The organism is Candidatus Competibacter denitrificans Run_A_D11, from assembly GCF_001051235.1.
Taxonomy (GTDB): domain Bacteria; phylum Pseudomonadota; class Gammaproteobacteria; order Competibacterales; family Competibacteraceae; genus Competibacter_A; species Competibacter_A denitrificans.
Window position 1 is genome coordinate 18141 of sequence record NZ_CBTJ020000108.1, and the last position, 18158, is coordinate 36298.

General features: G+C 63.0%; 25 protein-coding genes. 15 read left to right on the forward strand and 10 right to left on the reverse strand.

All coding sequences use genetic code 11. The features are described from left to right. Nucleotides 1-409 precede the first annotated feature (409 nt). Both BN873_RS16785 and BN873_RS16790 read left to right on the forward strand, forming a co-directional pair. Nucleotides 410-946, forward strand: coding sequence for a hypothetical protein (locus BN873_RS16785; protein ID WP_048676496.1), 537 nt, complete (start codon nt 410-412; stop codon nt 944-946). Nucleotides 947-1091: 145 nt separating this feature from the next. After that, on the forward strand, nt 1092-1271 hold the full coding sequence (locus tag BN873_RS16790; protein WP_048676498.1) for a hypothetical protein: 180 nt from the start codon (nt 1092-1094) through the stop codon (nt 1269-1271). Here BN873_RS16790 and BN873_RS16795 read toward each other — a convergent pair. Both BN873_RS16795 and BN873_RS20560 read right to left on the reverse strand, forming a co-directional pair. After that, a complete protein-coding gene (locus tag BN873_RS16795; RefSeq protein WP_048676500.1) occupies nt 1268-1519 on the reverse strand; it encodes a hypothetical protein in 252 nt (83 codons plus the stop codon). The genes BN873_RS16790 and BN873_RS16795 overlap by 4 nt on opposite strands. Continuing rightward, nucleotides 1516-1671, reverse strand: coding sequence for a hypothetical protein (locus BN873_RS20560; protein WP_171820513.1), 156 nt, complete (start codon nt 1669-1671; stop codon nt 1516-1518). Before BN873_RS20560 ends, BN873_RS16795 begins: the two co-directional genes overlap by 4 nt. Nucleotides 1672-1686: 15 nt before the next feature. On the opposite strand from BN873_RS20560, the gene BN873_RS20565 reads away from it, so the two are divergent. The 13 genes from BN873_RS20565 (at nt 1687) to BN873_RS16855 (ending at nt 12954) form a co-directional block, all read left to right on the forward strand. Further along, complete coding sequence (locus BN873_RS20565; RefSeq protein ID WP_171820514.1) at nt 1687-1824, forward strand: hypothetical protein; 138 nt, start codon at nt 1687-1689, stop codon at nt 1822-1824. A gap of 155 nt (nt 1825-1979) precedes the next feature. Continuing rightward, a complete protein-coding gene (locus tag BN873_RS16800) occupies nt 1980-2426 on the forward strand; it encodes a hypothetical protein (protein WP_048676502.1) in 447 nt (148 codons plus the stop codon). After that, nucleotides 2423-3298, forward strand: coding sequence for a PD-(D/E)XK nuclease family protein (locus BN873_RS16805; protein WP_082161368.1), 876 nt, complete (start codon nt 2423-2425; stop codon nt 3296-3298). The genes BN873_RS16800 and BN873_RS16805 overlap by 4 nt, the downstream gene beginning before the upstream one ends. A 263-nt stretch (nt 3299-3561) precedes the next feature. Further along, on the forward strand, nt 3562-3783 hold the full coding sequence (locus tag BN873_RS16810; protein WP_048676505.1) for a hypothetical protein: 222 nt from the start codon (nt 3562-3564) through the stop codon (nt 3781-3783). A 92-nt stretch (nt 3784-3875) separates the two neighbouring features. Next, nucleotides 3876-4244, forward strand: a complete 369-nt coding sequence (locus BN873_RS16815; RefSeq protein WP_048676507.1) for an SH3 domain-containing protein — start codon at nt 3876-3878, stop codon at nt 4242-4244. Next, entirely contained in the window at nt 4183-4719 is a 537-nt protein-coding gene (locus tag BN873_RS16820) for a hypothetical protein (RefSeq protein ID WP_139031765.1), read from the forward strand. The genes BN873_RS16815 and BN873_RS16820 overlap by 62 nt, the downstream gene beginning before the upstream one ends. Nucleotides 4720-4807: 88 nt before the next feature. Beyond that, nucleotides 4808-5788 (forward strand): AAA family ATPase, encoded by a 981-nt coding sequence (locus BN873_RS16825; protein WP_048676513.1) that lies wholly within the window; start codon nt 4808-4810, stop codon nt 5786-5788. After that, entirely contained in the window at nt 5781-6512 is a 732-nt protein-coding gene (locus BN873_RS16830; protein WP_048676515.1) for a hypothetical protein, read from the forward strand. Before BN873_RS16825 ends, BN873_RS16830 begins: the two co-directional genes overlap by 8 nt. Before the next feature lie 102 nt (nt 6513-6614). After that, a complete protein-coding gene (locus BN873_RS16835) occupies nt 6615-7712 on the forward strand; it encodes a DUF3150 domain-containing protein (protein WP_048676517.1) in 1098 nt (365 codons plus the stop codon). Nucleotides 7713-7792: 80 nt separating this feature from the next. Next, a complete protein-coding gene (locus BN873_RS16840; RefSeq protein WP_048676519.1) occupies nt 7793-9472 on the forward strand; it encodes a VWA domain-containing protein in 1680 nt (559 codons plus the stop codon). An 87-nt stretch (nt 9473-9559) separates the two neighbouring features. Further along, the gene (locus BN873_RS16845; protein WP_048676521.1) at nt 9560-10423 is read left to right on the forward strand and encodes a hypothetical protein; all 864 of its coding nucleotides are present in this window, start codon (nt 9560-9562) and stop codon (nt 10421-10423) included. A gap of 197 nt (nt 10424-10620) precedes the next feature. Further along, the gene (locus BN873_RS16850) at nt 10621-12006 is read left to right on the forward strand and encodes a hypothetical protein (protein WP_048676523.1); all 1386 of its coding nucleotides are present in this window, start codon (nt 10621-10623) and stop codon (nt 12004-12006) included. A gap of 3 nt (nt 12007-12009) precedes the next feature. Continuing rightward, entirely contained in the window at nt 12010-12954 is a 945-nt protein-coding gene (locus tag BN873_RS16855; RefSeq protein ID WP_242434458.1) for a spermidine synthase, read from the forward strand. On the opposite strand, the gene BN873_RS16860 is transcribed toward BN873_RS16855, so the two are convergent. From BN873_RS16860 to BN873_RS16900, 8 genes are all read right to left on the reverse strand, one after another. Continuing rightward, on the reverse strand, nt 12941-13795 hold the full coding sequence (locus BN873_RS16860; protein WP_048676527.1) for a hypothetical protein: 855 nt from the start codon (nt 13793-13795) through the stop codon (nt 12941-12943). The genes BN873_RS16855 and BN873_RS16860 overlap by 14 nt on opposite strands. A gap of 117 nt (nt 13796-13912) precedes the next feature. Further along, nucleotides 13913-14323: a type II toxin-antitoxin system VapC family toxin gene (locus BN873_RS16865; protein WP_048676529.1), complete on the reverse strand. Its 411-nt coding sequence runs from the start codon at nt 14321-14323 to the stop codon at nt 13913-13915. Further along, complete coding sequence (locus BN873_RS16870; protein WP_048676597.1) at nt 14323-14571, reverse strand: hypothetical protein; 249 nt, start codon at nt 14569-14571, stop codon at nt 14323-14325. Before BN873_RS16870 ends, BN873_RS16865 begins: the two co-directional genes overlap by 1 nt. Before the next feature lie 414 nt (nt 14572-14985). Further along, nucleotides 14986-15267 carry a hypothetical protein gene (locus BN873_RS16880; protein WP_048676533.1) on the reverse strand — a complete coding sequence of 94 codons (282 nt, stop codon included), beginning with the start codon at nt 15265-15267 and terminating at the stop codon, nt 14986-14988. Nucleotides 15268-15312: 45 nt separating this feature from the next. Then, nucleotides 15313-15519, reverse strand: coding sequence for a hypothetical protein (locus BN873_RS16885; RefSeq protein ID WP_048676535.1), 207 nt, complete (start codon nt 15517-15519; stop codon nt 15313-15315). A 329-nt stretch (nt 15520-15848) separates the two neighbouring features. Then, on the reverse strand, nt 15849-16631 hold the full coding sequence (locus BN873_RS16890; protein WP_048676537.1) for a PRTRC system ThiF family protein: 783 nt from the start codon (nt 16629-16631) through the stop codon (nt 15849-15851). A 99-nt stretch (nt 16632-16730) separates the two neighbouring features. Further along, a complete protein-coding gene (locus BN873_RS16895) occupies nt 16731-17522 on the reverse strand; it encodes an N-6 DNA methylase (protein WP_048676539.1) in 792 nt (263 codons plus the stop codon). Nucleotides 17523-17616: 94 nt separating this feature from the next. Beyond that, nucleotides 17617-18144: a Mov34/MPN/PAD-1 family protein gene (locus BN873_RS16900; protein WP_048676541.1), complete on the reverse strand. Its 528-nt coding sequence runs from the start codon at nt 18142-18144 to the stop codon at nt 17617-17619. Nucleotides 18145-18158 lie beyond the last annotated feature (14 nt).

The following is an 18158-nucleotide window of genomic DNA, read 5'->3' on the forward strand; positions in this document are numbered from 1 at the left end:
CCGGCGCACGCGGCCATCTTGACGACCTGGGCGACGTGCGCGATAGTGTACTCACTCCATAGGTTTCCCCGCACCTATTCAAAAAAGAGGGGGCAGAGCGCTCCGTCTGCGAAACGGGGAGCATGACACGTTGGTTCTCCGATCCAACAGAAAAAAATCGGCGGAGGGGTTCAGTCCTTCGACAACGCTCACTGAACCGGTCTCGCCCGCCCGGCGAGATGTGTTCATTCACGGACGAGTATCCGGGGTGACGTGGGGGTAACCCGGTAAAATCCGCCCTACGGGCCGCGGGCGTCGCGTTCGGGCTGGAACGCGGCGTAGATCGGTCATGACGGTTATTTTCCCGACGGGGACGTGCAACCCCCGACGGGGCGTGGTGCGTCCTTTTTTTTCATCAAAGGAGCACACCATGTTTCATCTTGTACGTCCTCTCTTGATCGCGGGCCTCCTGTTGGGGCGCTTGCGCGTTTCTTGTGGCCTGACCCTCATCGGGATCAGCGCCGTTCTCCTCATCAGCGTCGGTCGGGTTCTGAACCGGACGGCGCATGTCTTGACGGGTCTGTGGGTGCGCTTTGCGAACCCCCTGACGCTGTGCATCGTGGCAGCCTGTGGGGTCGTTCCCCTGATGCAAACGACCTGGGGTCGCACCGCCGGTGGCCTTGCGGCCTTTTGGTGTCTTGCGCACTTAGGCGGCGTGTTCCGTTCTGGGTTGCGTCCTTCACGTCGCCCTCCTGCGGGCGCAGCGCCCCAATCCCCCTTCGACGAGGCGGCGTTTATCGCCATGACACCGCAACCGGATCGCGTGTTACGCCAATTGGTAGTCCGCGAAGGTTTGGAGGACTTCAATCTGGATGCCAAAGCGTGCAAAGCGGCGGCGAAAGGTTCGCAACCCTTCCGCCGTCCAAGTCAACGCGCCGTTTGCATCCCGGTGATAGAACCGTTGTGAAGCGTCTGTCTCGTCCAATCGGGGGGTCTCCAAGATCAAAAAGATCGTCCGTCTAACCTGTTTTTTTTCCAAAACCCCACCGGGGACGTCCACGTCCCCAGGGGACGCGGCGTCTCCTTTTTTTGAGAGATCAAAGGAGCACACGATGGAATTGTGGAAAATCGAGCAGTATTGCGAAACCTCGTCACTCGATACCTTACGCAGGATCGAGGTGCGGTTGTCTCAACTCATCGAGACCCGGCAACTCACCGGCACGAACGCCAACCTTGCCTTACAAAGGGTTCGCGAAGCCATTCTGTTGCGCGAATTGTTTGAGGCGCATTAACTCTGCCACTCCGGCAACGCAGCCATCACCTGATCGAGCCGCGCATCGCAACCTTTGAGGGTCGCTGCCAAGGCGCATAGTTCTTGGTGCGTGACCGCACGGGCCGCCGCGCGCGCTTGCTCAAGCGTTTTCAGGGTTTCCAGGCGAATGCCTGCACGGGCAAAGCGGGGACCCAGCGCCTCACGACCGGTCGCGGTAAAGCCCAAGCGTCCGGTGGCCGGATCAATCAGGAAGTAAGGGGCGTTCAACGTGCGTCTCCTTGCGGGTGATGCAAGACGTGAAGGCCCAGGGCATTACGCCGATCCAGGACGTTTAACAAGCGTTGGTATTCGGCCGCGTCGCCCCGGGCAATGGCGATCAGCGCGTTCCGTTCCAGCGAACGTGGCCCGTTTTGGGCCATCGCCAGTCAGTGATCTTGAAAGCCGCTCGCGCAGATTCGCCGCGCGGTCTCCAGGTCATCGACCGTGCGGATACGCTCCAGGCGAATCCCGAAGCGGTGAAACCAAGGGCTGTAGTGATTCCGGCCCGCCGCTGTCCAGTGGAGCACTGGTGATCCACCTGATAGAGCGGTTCGCGTTCGTCGTCGGGCATGGCGGTCTCCAAGAGAACGGATACCGTCAGCATAACCGATTTTTCCAAGTAACCCCATCGGGGACATCCACGTCCCCTGGGGGCGTGGTGCGTCCTCTTTTCGTTGAAGGAGGAACCATGCATTTTCTACGTGCCGATCATCTGCAAACGCCCTCCATGAAGGCGGTAGCGGAAATCGCCGCCCATGCCGGTCCTGGCATGGCGGTCACCGCCCAGCAATCGATTCCGGGTCCGACCGGGACGGTACAGATCTGGTCGTTTACCCCGCAGGTCGCGCCCCTGGATCGGGCGGCGGTCATCGTTGGGGTCTTCCTGGTCCGCGGCAAGATCGCCCTTTGGACGCCTTTGGCGGAGTCCTTTGAGGCGGCGGTCGCGCGGTATGAAGCGTTGGTGGCAACGATGCCCCAAGACGCCGCCGCTGGACTGGATACGGCCGTAGCGACGCCGGGATCGACATTGCAGCTGCGGGGATTACCCGCGGGGGTGCGCGTCACCTGGACCGGCGCCCAACCGCCGCAGATTGCGGGTAAGACCGTGTGTTTCAGCCCGGACGCGCGACCATGATCCGGCTCTCGCCTACGGCGGTCCTGAAGTACGAGACCTGCCCGCAGCAGTACTGGCTGGAGGAGGTGTGTCGTCTTCGGCCTGTGCATCGGGCCGCGAATTTGGTGTTTGGAACGGTCATCCACCGCACGATGGCGGACTGGCTGACGGGGTGGCATCAGGATCAGCCCCCCTCGCCGGTGGATCGATTCCAGCACCATTGGACGGACGCGCAACAGCACGGCATTGCGTATTCGGCGACGCAATCGCCCGAATCGCTCAGGGCCATCGGCGAGGCGCTGGTGCGGCTGTGGCCGACGGTTTGGCCGCGCTGGGATCGGACCTTGGTCACGGATCGCACGGGCGCGCTGCTCCTGGAGCGCAAGCTGGAAGTGCGCATCACAGACACCGTGACCTTCGTCGGTCGATTGGATGTGCTCACGCGCACGGCAGCGGGCGTGCTGGAGTGTTTGGATCTGAAAACACCCCGCACGCCAACCGACCCGGCCTGGCTCACGGTCGCCGATCAACTGACCGGCTACCAGGTGCTCCTGGATGCTCATGCGCCGCACCTGGGGATCGCCCCGGTCGAGCGCTTGGGGTGGGTCGAGCTGATCAAGCGCAACGTCACGGCCAAGGGCAAAGGGCCCGAGGTCTGCACCCCGATCACCGTCGCCCGCCGTACTCCGGCGCAAACCCAGGATTATGTGCAAAAAGTCCTGTGGGTCGCCGAAGACATCGCGCGCGGGCGATTTCCCAAGCGCGGTCTGATGGCGCACAACAGCCCTTGCACCCTCTGTGCGGTGCGGGGGCTTTGCCAAGACGGCGACATGGAAGGCTTGATCGTTCCCGACACGGCCTCGCCTGTGGCCGCTTCCGGGGACTTTTTTTAAAACCCAACGGGGGGCCGCTCCCCGTCGGGGGCGTGCGTCCCGGCCTTGGAGGTGAGTATGGGCAAGGGCGTGTTTGAAAGGCCAGGCGCTCAGACGGTCCTCTTGCAAGCGCCGACGTTGATGGTCCGTGGGAGGCGGAGCCTCCCGAGGGGTCTGCTGATGATCGTCAGGGGCAGTACGACGATTTCGTGGCGAACCTCTGCGCGCGCTTGCCGTGCACGGTCCACCCGCTCCAGCCCCCGCGCTGGGCGGATCAGAACACGATGATCATTGCGGAGAATGGACTCGATGCGATGGGCTTCACCGATGGGGAGGACGCCTTTGATCTGTCGGTGATTCCCAAGGCGGGGGAAAACGGCGTTTCGTCGTTGGCGGTCGCGAATGTGGCGCACGCGGCCGAGGGGGTGTTTGAGTCGTGGCGGCTGGATGACCCCTTGTGGGTCCGGGCCAGCGCTTGGACCCCTGCGCCGTATCCGCCCTTTTAAGTCAGGGTTTTTCACATCAACCCCCAGGGGACGTCAGGGTCCCTGCGGGGGCAATGCGTCCCCTTTTTTTCGATGAAGAAGGAGACGTTGTGATGTTGAAGACACGAGTCATGCTGGTTGTTGCAGCGAGCCTGAGCCTGAGCCTGAGCCTTGGCGGTTGTGAAACCTTGAAGGTGGTGGATGCGCGGATTTCCGCGCGTCTGGAGCGTTCCGGCTTCCTCAAGCCGCCCACCGTTTGGCAGGTGAAGCCCGCCAAAACGGGAACCGCCGTCACGTTGCGCTCGGGGCCGGGTACAGAACATCCGGTGATTCGGGTGCTCGCCGTGGGTGAAACGGTGACACCGCTTGGAATCACGGAGGGTTGGCGTGCCGTGCGGATGGGCGGAAACGAGACCGGCTTTGTCCGAGATCGGGATCTCCAACCCGTCGGTCTTGGGCCGCAGCGGTTCGCGACGCCCTAGCCTCTCACCGTTCAATCCCTTCGGGGCGTGTCTCGCCCCAGAGGGGGTGTGGCGCGTCCCGGAGGTGGGGGAAGCGGCCATGCAGCAGCAAGGTGAGCTTTTTGTGTGGGAGCGACCGGCCTTCGCGGCGGTCGCACGTCCGAGTGATCCACCCAAACGCGCCATCCGCCGTGACGCCAAAGCCGAGTACGAAGGGCTTTGTCAAGATCGCGCGTGGCTGGCGTCCCAGTGGGAGGCCCTGCATGTGTGGCTGCTGAAACGGCAGCTTCACATCCTGGTCTGCCCGCACACGGCCCCTGACGAGCAAGCGGACATCCTCGCCTGGATGGAAGCGCCGTTAGCGTCAGGCGCACCGCCGCCGTTTAGTTTTCAGGCGTGCGTCATCCTCTATGACCCGCGCATCGCCCCAGACGAGTTTGGTGAGGCGGTGCGCGCGTACTATCAAAAGCGTCTTCAGCCCCGCAAGACGGGCTAGGCGCTCCCGTTGTTAAACCCCGTGGGGGGGCGTTCGCGATCCCCTGCGGGGGTGACCTGCGCCCTCTTTTTCATTGAAGGAGTGCGTCATGTTTCAATCGACTGACCGGCGGTTATCGCAATCGACTGAATTTCCCGTCAGTACGACCTTTGGGATTGCCGCGCCGGCGAACATTCGGGTGCAGGGTTTTGCCGCCCCGCACCCGTTAACGCCGCCGCTCGATCCGGCGTATCGGTTCCGCGCCGCGCTGTTGTCCGATGTCTTACGTTGGCATCGGGGCCTCAGTGCGGGTGAGCACCACGATGGCTTATGGCTCACTGGCCCCATGGGGTCGGGCAAATCGAGCGTGATTCGCCAAGTCGCGGCGCGCTTGAACCTGCCGCTGATCGAAGTGAACGCCAAGGCCCGCCTGGAGGTGGCCGATTTGATCGGCTATCGCACCGTGTTGGGCGGCGACATCCTGTTTCAGGATGGGCCGCTCACCCAGGCCCTGCGGGTAGGCGCTTGGTTATTACTCAATGAAGTCGATCTCATGGACCCCGGTGAACTGGCGGGGCTGAACACCGTCTTGGACGGCGGACCGTTGGTGATGGCCGAAAATGGTGGCGAGGGGGTTCACCCCGCACCGGGCTTTGGTCTCCTGTGCACCGCCAATTCAGCGGGCCACGGCGACCGGTCCGGTCTGTATGCGGGCGTGCGTCGGATGAACGGCGCGCTCCTGGATCGGTTTTGGGTGGTCGACGTCGGCTATCCGACCGTCGACGAGGAGCAGGCGCTGCTGGCTCAACAGTTTCCGAGCCTGCCCGCGCCCGTGCGGGAGTGGATGGTGGCGGTGGCCCACGAGGTGCGCCGTCTTTCCACCCCAGAGGAGACCGACGCCCAGGCACTGGATCTGCCCTTCTCGACCCGCGCGTTGGTGCGCTGGGCGTATTTGACGCTTCAGTTCAAAGGGGCGCCCAGCCCTTTACACCACGCGCTCAAACGGGCCTTGACCGCCCGCGCGGAGCCGGAAACTGCGGAGGCGATCCATCAAATCGTCCAGCGCATCACCGGAGAGTCCCATGCGTGAGGTGCAGCTGTACCGCAAGCAAAACCTCGATGGGACCCGCAAGGATTGGGCCTATCCGCTAACGCCCGATCCGGCGGGCTTAACGGTCTATTACGGCCGCACGGGATCGGTGTTACGCCTCGCGTACACGCCCGCCCAGCAGTGTCATCACGGCTCACCGGGGCAGGAAGCGCGGGCACGGGCGTTCGAGAAGGCGCGCAACGGCTATCAAGACTTAGGCGCGCATCGATTGGCCGACAATCGGCGGGATCTGACCCCGCTCGCGGTCGCGCCCTCTGTGGGAGGGACCGTCGAGCCACCCTTAGCACCGGGCTGGTATTGGCGTTGGGGGTTTAACCGCTCACACGCCGCCAGGCATCAAGCGTTGGAGGTGGCGTATGCCGTCGTCGCCGCACAGTTCGAAGCCGTGGGGTGGTCGCCGCCGCAGGGACGGCCAGACCACGGTGGACCGCGCCTACGGTGCTTGTGGTCCAAGACCGAACGTGACGCGGGCTGTGCCTGGCAACCGGGTGAGACGCTGGGCCAAGCCGCTTTTTGGCTGTTGCTGTCGCGTACGTTGCCCGAATTTTCGCTTCAGGATGCGGCAGGGCATGGGATCAGGGTCTGGCCCTGGCCGCTGTCCACGTCGGGTGATTGCGTCAGTTACTTGCAGCAATTAGGCCTGCTCCAGACGGTCGTCAGCGATTGGCTCAACGACGCCTTGGATGTGGGGTGGTTTTATTAGTGGGGGCGTGAATTCACATCCCGTCCGGGCGGACGTCTCTCTGCCCACCGGGCGGTGGGCGTGCGCCCGGCGGTTCTTTGGGATCGTTTAAGGAGAACCGCGATGCAAGACCAAACCTTCAACGTCGATACGTTAGAGCAGTTGGTGTTTGTCAATGTCCAGATTTCCTGCTGGTCGGGGAAGAAAACCCTGACGCCAGAGGATCTGGGGTTGGATCGGGACACGCTCCCGCCAGAGACCCTGGTGTCGCTGGGTGATAAGCAGCTCATTCACCCCGATACGCTGCGCGCGTTCACCTCCATTCGCAGCGCCGCTCGGCGGCATTGCCTGGCGGTGGGCACCCGCTTCCTCGGCGGCTATGCCGTACCGGCGCAGAAAGCACAGGGGTTGCTGGATCGGCTCACGACCTTGGGGCAGCGCTACCAGCAGGCCAAAACGGCGTTTCTGGCGACCTATGACCAGAAACTGGCCGACTGGACGGCGCAGCAGCCATCCCAATGGCAAAAGCTCATCCAAGATGCCCTGGTGCCCGCCACTTACGTCGGGGGACGCTTGCAGTTTCAGGTGCAGGTCGCCCGCGTGAGCGCGCCACCCCCAGCGGTGCAACATCCCGGTTTACACCAGGCGCTCGCCGGTTTGGGCGATCAGATCTTGGAGGAGATCGCTCAAGAAGCGAAGGACGTGCTGGAAACGTCCTTTCAGGGCAAAACCGAGGTGACTCGCCGCGCGCTGAGTCCCTTGAGCGCCCTGCGGGACAAGCTCGACGGCTTGGCGTTTATCGAGGGCGGCTTTCGGGCCGTCATCGGGGAAATCGACCGGCTGTTGGCGAGCATCCCGGCCAAGGGCATCCTGACCGGCCGGGTGCTGGACGATCTGGTGCAGTTCCTGGCGCTGGCCGCCCAACCGCACGGCTTAAAAACCTGGGCGGCGGCGGCCCCGGTGTGGGTGAATCCCCATCCGGCATGGGCCTGGCCCTCGGCGGAGTCGTCACCCCGCATCGGAGCGTCAGCCCTGACGTTCTCCGAGGAGGCGGCCGAGGCGGCCCTACGGTCCGCATCGGCCGTGGACGTGGCCATCGTGCCGTCGGCCAACGCGGCTTCCTTACCGGAAGATGACGCGGAAGCAACGGCCCAACGGCCAACATCGGCTGTGGACGTGGCTCCCTTACCGGAGCCGGCCACGGAACATTGGTTCTTCTGAGTATCCACCCCGGACGTGGGGCGTTGCGCGCCCCACCGGGGGCGTTCGCCGTCTGCGTCCTCTCTTGACGAGGTAGGACGATGAAAAGTTCTTTAGTGGGGGCGTTACCGCTCATTGCCCAAATGTTGGGCCGGAAACGCGGCCTTCGCGTGGTCATTGAAGGCCAACGGGCCTTTACCGACTTTCAAACCATTACGATCCCCGCGCTGCCGCCGGATGATGTTCTCGCGGGCGTGTACGCCCATGGTTTTATCGACCATGAGTCGGGGCATCTACGTTACACCGATCCGGCCATTTTGAAACCGGCCGGGCTGTTGGGGTTGTTGCTCAATCTTCTGGAGGACATCCGCATTGAGCAGGCGTTGGGTCGTGCCTATCCCGGCAGTCGTCAGAACCTCGCGGCGCTGATGACGGCCTTGGAGGCCCAACAGAGTGTCGTCCCCGCAGCGGACGCGCCCCCGGTGCAGCAGCTGGTGATGGGGTTGCTCGCCCTCTTGCGATGGCGGGTCTTAGGGCAAAGCGCCTTGCAAAGCGCGGCCGCCCTACTGGAGGCGCGCTTAATGGCGCTCCTATCGGAACCGCTGTGGCGCACGGTGTGGACCTTGGCGTTCGCCGTGCGCACCGCGGAATCGACCGCGGAGGTGCTCGCGCTGGCGCAAGCCATGGTGCAGGCGCTCACCGACGCCCTGGCGGCGCCTCAGCACGCTTTACCGCCGGGTTTAGGTCACGAGGCACCCGTGTCCGGCCCGGACGCCATGCCAGCGACCGACGCCGGTGCAGGTTCGGATACGACCCCCTCCGGCAACGCTGAATCAGGCCCGGACGCGATGCCAACGGTTGACGCCTCTGCATCCCCCACGGCCGATAGGATTTCACCGGATCGTGCGGTCTTGCAGGCGCTGTTAGAGACGACGGAGAACGTCTCGGCAGCGGATATCGGTGCGCGAGTCGCGGCGCTGTTGGAGGCGAAAGCCGCCCAGACCGATGGGTTGGGCGTCACCGTGGCGGGTGTTGATCCGCCACGGCCCCCTCGCCCGAACCCCGCGCTGTGCCGGGCCGCGCGGGTAGCGACGCGGGCGCTGTCGCGGCGCTTGGCGACACTCTTGGAAGCGCACACTCACGGATCGACGGCGCGATCGCGGCGCGGGCGGCGGTTGGATCACGCGCATCTGGATCGTCTCACAGTGGGGGACTCCCGGCTTTTTCAGCAGCACGTCCGCGGCGAGACGGTGGATACCGCGGTAGGGTTATTGCTGGATCGCAGCGGGTCTATGCAAACCGACCTCGCGCTGGCGAGCCAAGCGGTGTTGGCCTTGGCGCTGGCCTTGGACGGGATTGCTGGGGTGCGCTGTCAGGCCCTGGCGTTTCCGGGCCAAGGCGACACCGTGATTCCGCTCAAGGACTGGGCGGAACGCGCGCAGGCGGTGGCAGGACGCTTCGCCTTAAGCGCGCACGGCGGCACGCCGCTCGCGCCCGCGTTGTGGCGGCTGGCCTTTGAGATGATCCAGCGTCCAGCCGCGCGGCGGTTGGTGATCGTCATCACGGATGGGGAGCCGGATCACTGCGCATCCGTGCTGGATATTCTCACGCGCTGCCGCGCCAGCGGTATTGCGGTGTTAGGGATCGGCGTGGGCCTCACGCTGGAGGCCGTGCAACGGGTGTTTGGCCCGGCACACGCGATCGCGATCCAACAGGTCGAGGCGCTCGCGCCCCGTCTGTTTGGTCTTTTGGAGCAGCACCTGTTCGGCGCGCGCGCCTAGCGCGTCCACCCGTTCAGTCCGTCAACCCGTCTGGGGGAATACACCCCCAGCGGGGGTGGCCCTCCAGACGTTTTTGGAGGCAAGACAATGCAAAAAACGAGGCAGTGGTTTACGCCAGAAGGCGATGCGGTCACGTATCGCACCCTCGCCACCCGATTGCCGGATTTCCTGGCGAGCTATGGACCGGCGCAGGGTTATGCCGTGACCACGGAGTTTATGGACCCGCTCACCCTGAAGCCGGGGTTACAGGCGCTCTATAGCGCCGCCATCAGCGCGGGCCACAAACCGGAGGCGGTGGGTTTACCCCCACTCACGGCGGCGCTGACCACCACGATCTGCCGCGCGGTACTGCAAAACACCCAAGGGCAGGTTCTGGCCACCGCCACGGCGGCCAAGGCCATTCAGGCGTACAAGGATCTGGAGATCCTGGAGACCGCCGCCCGACAACGCTTGCTCGCGGCGTTGGGCTTTGGCGGCGAGGCGTTTGAGGACGACGAGGCGCAGGATTGGATCGATCAGCAGGTGGCCTCGCAAAGCGCAGCCGGTGACGCGCCCCGTGGGTCGATTGCCGTAACGCCCCTCCTACCCGAACCCCGGCCGGAGGCAACGCCGCAGGCGTCCCGTACCGCGCCGGATAGCCCGGTGATCGCACCGCTCGCAACGGACGCGGCCCCGCCGATCCCGGCGGTTCCCGCCGCGCTAGAGGCGGCGCCGGTTTTCAGGGAATCGTCCGACGTGACGCGACCCGATCCCGCAGGGTTGGCCGCAACGCAAGACCCCGCCCTGGTGGCGCTCGGTCGTCAGATCGCGCATCACGCGCGTTTGCGCGGCCTTAGTCCACCGGCGTTTAGCACGCGCGAGGAGGCGCGCCAAATCCTGCGGGACTGGCTGACGCCAGCGCCCACCGGAGCGCGCCCCCGCTTGCCCCAACCCCACACCGGGGTAGGCTGAGTTCAGGGATTCCCCCACCGCCCTTCAGGGCATGGGGGTGTGCGCCGGGAACGGCCGGTCGCGCGAATTTCGCGGGAGATCCCGCACGGTGAGGAAGCCCCGGTTGTGCTTCTGTCCTCTCCACCCGCGCGTCCGTTCGCGCGCGGGGGTCATCCACTGATCGGTTCGCGCTCGCAGGCCGCGCTTGAGGAAACCGTATGCGCCCTTTCTCTCTGTTTCGCTTATCGCTCCAGTCGCTCGCGATCGCGGGCCTCTTGACCACCGCCACGCCGACCTGGGCGGATAGCCTGTTGGTCGGAACCCGCTACACCACCCTCACGTTAATCAAGGATACCCTCGCCGCGCTCCCGGCGTGTCTGAAATATTGCTTTCTGGGGATTGAGGTCCGCCTGGAGATCAGCCTCACCAAGGTCAAGATTTGGCTCGTGCCCCGCGTGGAACATCACCTGGCGGCGTTGCACGTCATGGCCTCGGATCGCTTCCCGAAAGAACCCTATATCGAGTGGGCGGCCACCGTGGGCGTCGTCCAAAAGCTTCTGCTCGATCAATTGGGCCAGGTGCTCTTTATCGCCATCAGCGGGTCCCCGCTGGTGGAAAGCAGCGGGGGTCAAACCCGCTATGGCCGCTATGGCGATCACCAATCCACCAACTTTAAGGAAGTGGAAATCATTGGCCATCCGGTCGCGGTGCTGCCCGCGCTGGTCGATAAAGACGGGGCGTTCAAAAAAGATAGTTATACCGACGGCCCCACCGGCGGCGGCAGCTATGGCTATGGCGGCGGCAGCGGCAGCGGCAGCGGTGGCAGTGGTGTAAGCGTCACGAAGGTCAACCTGGAGACAAAGAATTTCATTACGCAATGGGGCGATTGGGCGAAATCCTGTATCCATAACCCCAATGCCTGCGCGGTGGGTCCGCTGTTGCCGCTGACCCTGATTAGCCTGTACTTTCAAATCAAGGATCTGATCGGGCAGATTTACGCCATCGCCAACGCGATCGTGAAGTTTCAAAAGCTGGCCCAGGATCTGCGCGAACTGACGGAAAAACTCTCGATAGATCTGGCCTTGGGCGGCGGCATCAAGATCGACCGGCTCTTGTGCCCGAATGAGGTGAAGTATTTCTATCCCTATTACCTCTCCGGTCCTGATGCGCTCTTTTGGCGTTCCGGCTGGCCGATCACCGATGTGACGAAAACCCTGACGATGCTCAATCCACTCTCCTCGGATCGCGTGGGCGTGGGCTTGGAACTCTGGGGACATCTCTATCCCCGCCATGGGTTTTTGAACAATGAACATCCCGGTCATGTCGCCCCGGTGATCGCCGCGCGCGGGGCGGATCTGGTCGCCGATGCCAGCGTGAAACTCCGGCCTAAACTGACCTCCGTCTACGCGCAAGGGGATTGGCAAAGCCTCTCGCCCCATCCGACGAAATACTGTGAGAGCCATATCGCCACCCTCCCAACCCCCATCGATGCCGAAGGCGGTTACGCCTATAACCTTTGGCCCAAATTTAGTTGCCCCTTGAGCGATGTCGGTAAGGTCGTCGCGTTTATTCCCTTTCGCTTCTGTTTCAAGATCGGAGACTGATCGATGTTGAATCTCTGCACGACGCCCAAGCCGGGATCGCCTCGCACCTTTCAGGAGAGGCGCACCCTACGATTCGTTTCGAGTCTACTCAGTCTTCTTTGGATGGCGCAGTCCGCCCTCGCCGCCCACGTTCTTCACACCGAAAAGTTGCTCTATCGCCATATCCTCGTCTATGAGGACGGTGGCGAACGCTGTATGGCCTTTAGCCAGCGCGATCACGGGACGCGGCAAACCTGCCGATCCTTAACCGATCCTAACGTGCTGGTTTTTCCGTACACGCGCCTGCTCATGGGCGCTTTGTATCTCAATCCGCAGCCGCAACGCATCTTGATCATCGGGCTGGGGGGCGGCGTGCTGCCCATGGCGCTCGCATCGCTCTATCCAGCGGCCGACATGGACCTGGTGGAAATCGATCCCGCCATCACCCGCGTCGCCCAACACTTCTTTGGTTTTAAGCCCAGTTCATCGCGGCGCGTCACCGAGGAAGACGGGCGTGTGTTCGCCAAGCGCGCGATCAAAGCGCAACAGCACTACGACTTAATCCTGCTGGACGCCTTTGATCACCACTACATTCCTGAGCATCTGCTCACCCAGGAGTTTTTAACGGAAATCAAGAGCCTTTTAACACCCCAGGGCGTCCTCGCCGCCAATACCTTCTCTACCAGTCAGCTGTACGATCACGAATCAGCCACCTACGAGGCGGTGTTTGGCACGTTTTACAATCTGCGCCTTGAAAACAAAAACCGCATCATTCTCCTCCAACGCGACGGCGTGCCCAGCGCCGAAGTCGTCGCGCGCAACGCCGCCGCGTTGGAGGCAAAATTAAAGCCGCTGGGGGTGGGTCAAGCGGAGTTGCTGCCGCTCTTTTCCAGCGCGCGGGACTGGAACCCCAACGCCCGCCTCCTGACCGATCAGTATGCCCCCTCCAATGTGCTCAATACGCCCTGAGAGGGGCGGGGGGCGCTTCACCACCCGTCGCCATCCGCTGCACGATGAGCCGCAACAAGGCGATCAGGCCCTGGTCTGAGAGCCAGGGGCTGGCTTGCCGCAAGGGCCGAAGGCACAGCGCCGCCAGATAAAAACAGTCGGCGGCGTTGATGGGTAAGGCCAGTAAAGGGCGATCCTTCTGAAAGACCCGGACAAACAGGTGGCTCCCCTGGTGTTCAAGACGAAACCCTTTGTTATTCTCAGGGCCGTGATGTTTAAACTCGCAGTGGGGGGTTAATCCCAACACCGTCGCGGCCACCCACGGTAACTCCTCGCGCGTCAGTTGCAGGCTGATCTTTTGTTTCCAATCATAGAGTTTGGCACCCGTCGCGGGGGCCGCCTCCAGCCGCAACGTCGGTTCGTGTTGGCGGGTTTCGTCCAGTTCCCACAGCAGCGCCGCCTTGGTGGCGTAAATCCGATGGCGCGAGCGCGGATCGGGGAGTGCGCGTTCAGTCGGTGCGCCTACCGGAGGGCCAGCCTCCGGCGTGGGCATCGGCTGCGGGCGCGTCGGCGTGGGTGTGGAGGCGGAGCTTGGCGCGGGCGTCGGCTGCGGGTGTGTGGGCGGCGGCGCGGCGGTTGACTCCCGGCGGGGCGCAGGCATATCCCGAGCGGACGCGGGCAGATTGCGGATCAAATACAGTCGCGCCCCCGCATCGTTTTGCTCGGCGCAGTGCACCGCGTGCGTTAACCGTTCAACCGTCACTGTAGTCGATAAGGCGGCCAACGTGTCAGCGGTTAAGGTCGGAAGTTGAAGAGCGCTTAACCGGGGATTGAGCGTCTGAAGAAGGGTGGCCGGGTTCATCGTTGTTTCTCCTTGATTGATAACGCTATCCTGGCACGATGCAGCGTCTGGGCAAGGCAATGTCGGCTTGAAAGACCACGCGCTTGGCGGTTTCTAGGACCGCTGAAAAGAGTCGCTTCAAGTAACCGGCGGGATCGTCCAATCTTCCAGCGTCAGTGCCGCCACCCGCTTAAACTCCTGCGTATTATGGGTAACCAGGATTAAATCGTGTGCTCTGGCGATGGCTGCTATTTGCAGATCGTAAGGCCCAATCGGTGTGCCTTGTCGCGCTAGCGTGGCTCGGATTTCGCCAGCGTGCATCGCGGATTCACTGGCAAACGGTAGACTTGGGAGCCACGCTAAGAGTTGCAATAAGCGGCGGTGGTTCTCTTCAGGGCGGCTACTTTTCCAGACGCCAAACCACAACTCGGCCTCCACCGGCGCGCAAAGACGGAGCGCAGCTACACCCACGTGCCGTACCTGCGCAAGCACGCTGGCCTGCTGCTTCATCAGCGCAATCACGATATTGGTATCTAAAAGATAGCGCATTAATCGAGGGCCTCGCGTCGGATATCTATCCCCAGATCAGCATCGGTGATCTCGTCTGGAAAATCAGCGCTCAAGTCGTCGGCGATGTCCGCTAGAAAAGCCTCCGTGTCGTTGGCCCCTCGCAGAGGGGACGCTACCGTGGTGATGGCGTAGCGTGTTGCCAAGTCTTGGATAAAGACTAAGGCTTCCTGCGCAGCGGATTCAGGTAACTGGAGACTGTGTTGATAAATCAGTTCGGCAACATTCATAGACTTTTCCTGTAGAGTGCTAAACGCAGAGCCTTGTTGAGGCAATGGAGCCTGATCCATTGTCTTTTGTGACCCTGCGGCAATCAAGGTGATCCATCGGCGTTTGAAAGTCATCCAGGCATTCGCCGTTCCTGGATGGCGAAGCGTTAAAGTGTCTCCGCAGCCGCTACGCTATCGCGCGTCGCACGATGGGTGAGCGCACGCGGCGGCCCTTGATTTTCCAAAGCCCAGCTCCCGCAGGGGTAGCGCGTGCTAGGATTGACGGCTTCTGCGCCTGCGCGCCATCCCGCTGACTCAGCGTCCAGGCTATTTTTTTAGTTTGCATTTGGCCCCTTTCCAAGAGATAGCGCAGCGGGCCGAGTGTCTCTTGTTTCATCGCTTTTTCCAGACGGTGAGCATTCCCACCACAGAGGGTTAATGGTTGTGGCGAAGGAAATCCAGCAGCTTGCGCAGTCCGCGCTGATGGCGGCCGGTCCCCTGAATCGCCCAGACACCCGTATCCGGCCAGAAGTCGATGCAGGGGGAGCGGCGATCGCGGACCTGGAGCTGACCGGCCCTGGGATACGCTTTCATCACCCAGGTCTCAGCTTGCAACCGGGCCAGGGAGCTGCGTCGCCGATCTTTCGGGGTGTGCCGCAGTTGCGAGATCCCAGGCGAGAGGGGACGACCTGCGGTCTTCAACTCAATGGACCTCATTGATATCTCCAAAACGCCTTCCCTGGCGAGGGGCTAAACGGGAAATTAACGCGCGGTGATGACGACGCGACGGGTCTTGGGATTCCAGCGCAGGCGCTGGCCGCGCTTTGCGAGTTCCGATCCCAGGGTGGATAACGGTGGCGCAGGTGAGTCGGTGAGGGCAGCGAGCGCGTGCAACAGGGTCTCAAGCAACGCCCGTGCGGGGGCTGTGAGGGTGACCGTCGGAGTTGTTTTCAACGTGACAGTGGACATAGCGTTCTCCAGTGGATGTGACGCTTTTAGTTCACCGCAGAGTTCAAAACGGGCAAGAGACGCGGGGTGAAGTGCGAACGCCCCGCGCCATTCAACAGAGTCGCGCTGGGCGATTCGGTCACCGCGTGCCCGCGTTGTCGGGCTAAAACGAGCGTGGTGGGATCGGGATGCGGATCAGACTGGGGCGGAAGGCGGCGAAAAAAACGGGTTTTCCGCGTCTGGCGTGGACGCGCGCCGGGGGTGCGTCCAGGCGCGACGCGGATGAACGCGCCGGGGGTACGACGCGCCCCGGTGCAGGTTGGAGGACACCCTGTTACCGTGCAGGGCGTTTAGTCTGGATTCGTCCAGCCAAAACTGGCCCAAACCCTGGGATCGGTGTGTAAGGGCCGCACATGCAGGGTCTGAAGATCAATCCACGCGCCGTGCGTCTCGATGCAGCCTTCACGGAATAAGCGCCACAGCAAGGTCAAGGCGGTATCGGCCACCAGCCGATTGATGGGCAGCCACTGACGGGCGAGCGAGGCGGCGGCGGAGCACGAGGGTTCGCGTTGGGCGCGATCATCGATCCTGGCCAGTTCAGGATAGAGTTGAAAGATATTGGGAATCCAATCGGGTCCTGCTTCGGCTTGCCAATGCCCCAAGACGACTTGCGCCTCAAAGGCGCTGTTGCCGGTATCCAACCACCAAATCGGATCAGACAAAGGGTACGACAGCGCGTGCGTTTGACGGCCCAGCGTGGCGCGCACGCGCGCCTGATCGACGGCCGTGATCAGCAAATCAACGTCTCGAAAATCGGCTGACGGGGTTGAAAACCGCTGGGGTACGGCCACCCAATCCAGTCCTAATCCGAGATTGACGCGCTGCACCAAGGCAATGGCCTTATTTTGGCCGATTTCGGCAGGCCAAAACGCCTGGCGACCGATATTGGTGGGACTGACGCGATCCGGGTCAAAGACCGTCACCTGTAACCCGCCCGGATGATCGAGTGCGCGTAGAGAATGATCGAGCGCGGCTAACGCACCGAACAGGTGAGAGCCGGTCCCGCCCGCGCCAATCAAGGTCACGCGCACCGGACGAGTCAGCCAAACAGGCGGAATTTGAAGGTAAGGCATCGACGCGCTCCAACATAAAAAATCCTATTCACAGCATCAGCCCAAGGATCGCGCCGGCAAGCCCGCGTGAGCGGGCGTTATCCAGCGAGGGCCGGTGACCTAGGCGGCGTCCGCCCCCTCCACGGGTGTTTCCACCATCGGCAGGCCGAACGCATCCAGGCGCATTTCTGCCGCTGCTTTTAAGGCTGCCGTGCGCGCTGGATGCAGGGCGGGCACGACCGGACGCGATCCACCGGGCGTCATCGGCGTGGCGACCTGATGCACCACCACTCGTAGATTCTGGGGCGGCCCCAGCGCATCGCCCTGATACACGATCAGTTCGCCGAGCGGGGCTCGATGGAGAACGCTGTTGGCCAGCAGTTGCGCCGCCGTGAGCGCCGCGCACGTTGCATCCCGATCAATCGCCGTCAAGCTCCAGGCACATAACGCCGCAGGCCCCTGCCGTTCATACAGCCGTTGGCACAGCGCCAGCAGCAAGATCCCAGAGCCACAGGCCGGTTCGCACACGCGCCAGAGTCGATCCACGGGTGGCGGCTTCCCGTCGTTGAGCGGCACGGTGAGTTCCACCATGAAGCGCGCGATGGGCAAGGGCGTGAAAAACTGGCCGCGATACCGTTGATCGCTGGCGCAAATCACGCCCATGAACAACGGTCCCAACAGATCGTCAAACGGCGGCGCACTGATAACTGCTTGGGCATACAGGCGGGCCAGATCCCGAAGGGTGGGTCGCGCCTCGGTGGGCGGCGTCTGGCGCGGACGCTGGCCGGTCAGATCGGCGAGCACGTCCTCCAAAAACCATTCAAACAACTGTGCGGATTGCCAGCCGGACTGGCTCCGTAACGCGGTAGCGAGGGGTTTTAAAATAGGCGTATCGGAGAGGAAAACGGCCATGACGATCTCCAGCGGTGGATGTCTTTCCACCCTAACCGTGGAGACCGTCTGGGCAAGTCAACGTGCCGGGGCTGCGTGTCAGCCGCTCCTTCGATCACCCGTTGATCGCGTCTGGCAGCATCTGTGCCCTGGACGCCGCATCGAGCGCGAGCAACCAGCCCCAGACCACCCAGCGCCACGCGGCGGTCATCGTCGCCTGTGCGCCGCAGCGTCCCAAGACGAGGGCGAGATAGACCCCTTCGCCGCGTTGATCGGCCACATCGTCTTGGGCGGAAAAAAACGCCGCGCCATGACCGTGGGAGTGGATATGGGCGACCAGGGACGGGCGTGCCGGACGATCAAGCACCTGATCGGTCAACTGATGGGCGCTGCGTTCCAGGACCGGGGTCTGGTGAATTTGATACCCTTCCGTGAGTAAGCGATACGCGCCCCACTGAGGACATTGCGCGTACGCGCGGTGTTGGCATTCCTGCCACAGGGCATCCGGCAACGGCGCGGCCTTCAAGCGCAATCCTGGACGGAGCCGACCGTAGGGCATCTCCTGGGTCCAGGTCGCCCAGGGGAGACAGGCGTCCAGCGCGGCGGTCTGGGTTTGCAGGAACAACCCCTGTTTCGCCAGCACGAAGCGCTACGTCT

Bases quoted from the DNA above. Each gene is read 5' to 3' on its own strand.
- BN873_RS16785 (WP_048676496.1), top strand. From the start codon at position 410: ATGTTTCATCTTGTACGTCCTCTCTTGATCGCGGGCCTCCTGTTGGGG.
- BN873_RS16790 (WP_048676498.1), top strand. From the start codon at position 1,092: ATGGAATTGTGGAAAATCGAGCAGTATTGCGAAACCTCGTCACTCGAT.
- BN873_RS20560 (WP_171820513.1), bottom strand. From the start codon at position 1,671: ATGGCCCAAAACGGGCCACGTTCGCTGGAACGGAACGCGCTGATCGCC.
- BN873_RS16800 (WP_048676502.1), top strand. From the start codon at position 1,980: ATGCATTTTCTACGTGCCGATCATCTGCAAACGCCCTCCATGAAGGCG.
- BN873_RS16805 (WP_082161368.1), top strand. From the start codon at position 2,423: ATGATCCGGCTCTCGCCTACGGCGGTCCTGAAGTACGAGACCTGCCCG.
- BN873_RS16810 (WP_048676505.1), top strand. From the start codon at position 3,562: ATGATCATTGCGGAGAATGGACTCGATGCGATGGGCTTCACCGATGGG.
- BN873_RS16815 (WP_048676507.1), top strand. From the start codon at position 3,876: ATGTTGAAGACACGAGTCATGCTGGTTGTTGCAGCGAGCCTGAGCCTG.
- BN873_RS16825 (WP_048676513.1), top strand. From the start codon at position 4,808: ATGTTTCAATCGACTGACCGGCGGTTATCGCAATCGACTGAATTTCCC.
- BN873_RS16830 (WP_048676515.1), top strand. From the start codon at position 5,781: ATGCGTGAGGTGCAGCTGTACCGCAAGCAAAACCTCGATGGGACCCGC.
- BN873_RS16835 (WP_048676517.1), top strand. From the start codon at position 6,615: ATGCAAGACCAAACCTTCAACGTCGATACGTTAGAGCAGTTGGTGTTT.
- BN873_RS16840 (WP_048676519.1), top strand. From the start codon at position 7,793: ATGAAAAGTTCTTTAGTGGGGGCGTTACCGCTCATTGCCCAAATGTTG.
- BN873_RS16845 (WP_048676521.1), top strand. From the start codon at position 9,560: ATGCAAAAAACGAGGCAGTGGTTTACGCCAGAAGGCGATGCGGTCACG.
- BN873_RS16850 (WP_048676523.1), top strand. From the start codon at position 10,621: ATGCGCCCTTTCTCTCTGTTTCGCTTATCGCTCCAGTCGCTCGCGATC.
- BN873_RS16855 (WP_242434458.1), top strand. From the start codon at position 12,010: ATGTTGAATCTCTGCACGACGCCCAAGCCGGGATCGCCTCGCACCTTT.
- BN873_RS16860 (WP_048676527.1), bottom strand. From the start codon at position 13,795: ATGAACCCGGCCACCCTTCTTCAGACGCTCAATCCCCGGTTAAGCGCT.
- BN873_RS16865 (WP_048676529.1), bottom strand. From the start codon at position 14,323: ATGCGCTATCTTTTAGATACCAATATCGTGATTGCGCTGATGAAGCAG.
- BN873_RS16870 (WP_048676597.1), bottom strand. From the start codon at position 14,571: ATGAATGTTGCCGAACTGATTTATCAACACAGTCTCCAGTTACCTGAA.
- BN873_RS16880 (WP_048676533.1), bottom strand. From the start codon at position 15,267: ATGAGGTCCATTGAGTTGAAGACCGCAGGTCGTCCCCTCTCGCCTGGG.
- BN873_RS16885 (WP_048676535.1), bottom strand. From the start codon at position 15,519: ATGTCCACTGTCACGTTGAAAACAACTCCGACGGTCACCCTCACAGCC.
- BN873_RS16890 (WP_048676537.1), bottom strand. From the start codon at position 16,631: ATGCCTTACCTTCAAATTCCGCCTGTTTGGCTGACTCGTCCGGTGCGC.
- BN873_RS16895 (WP_048676539.1), bottom strand. From the start codon at position 17,522: ATGGCCGTTTTCCTCTCCGATACGCCTATTTTAAAACCCCTCGCTACC.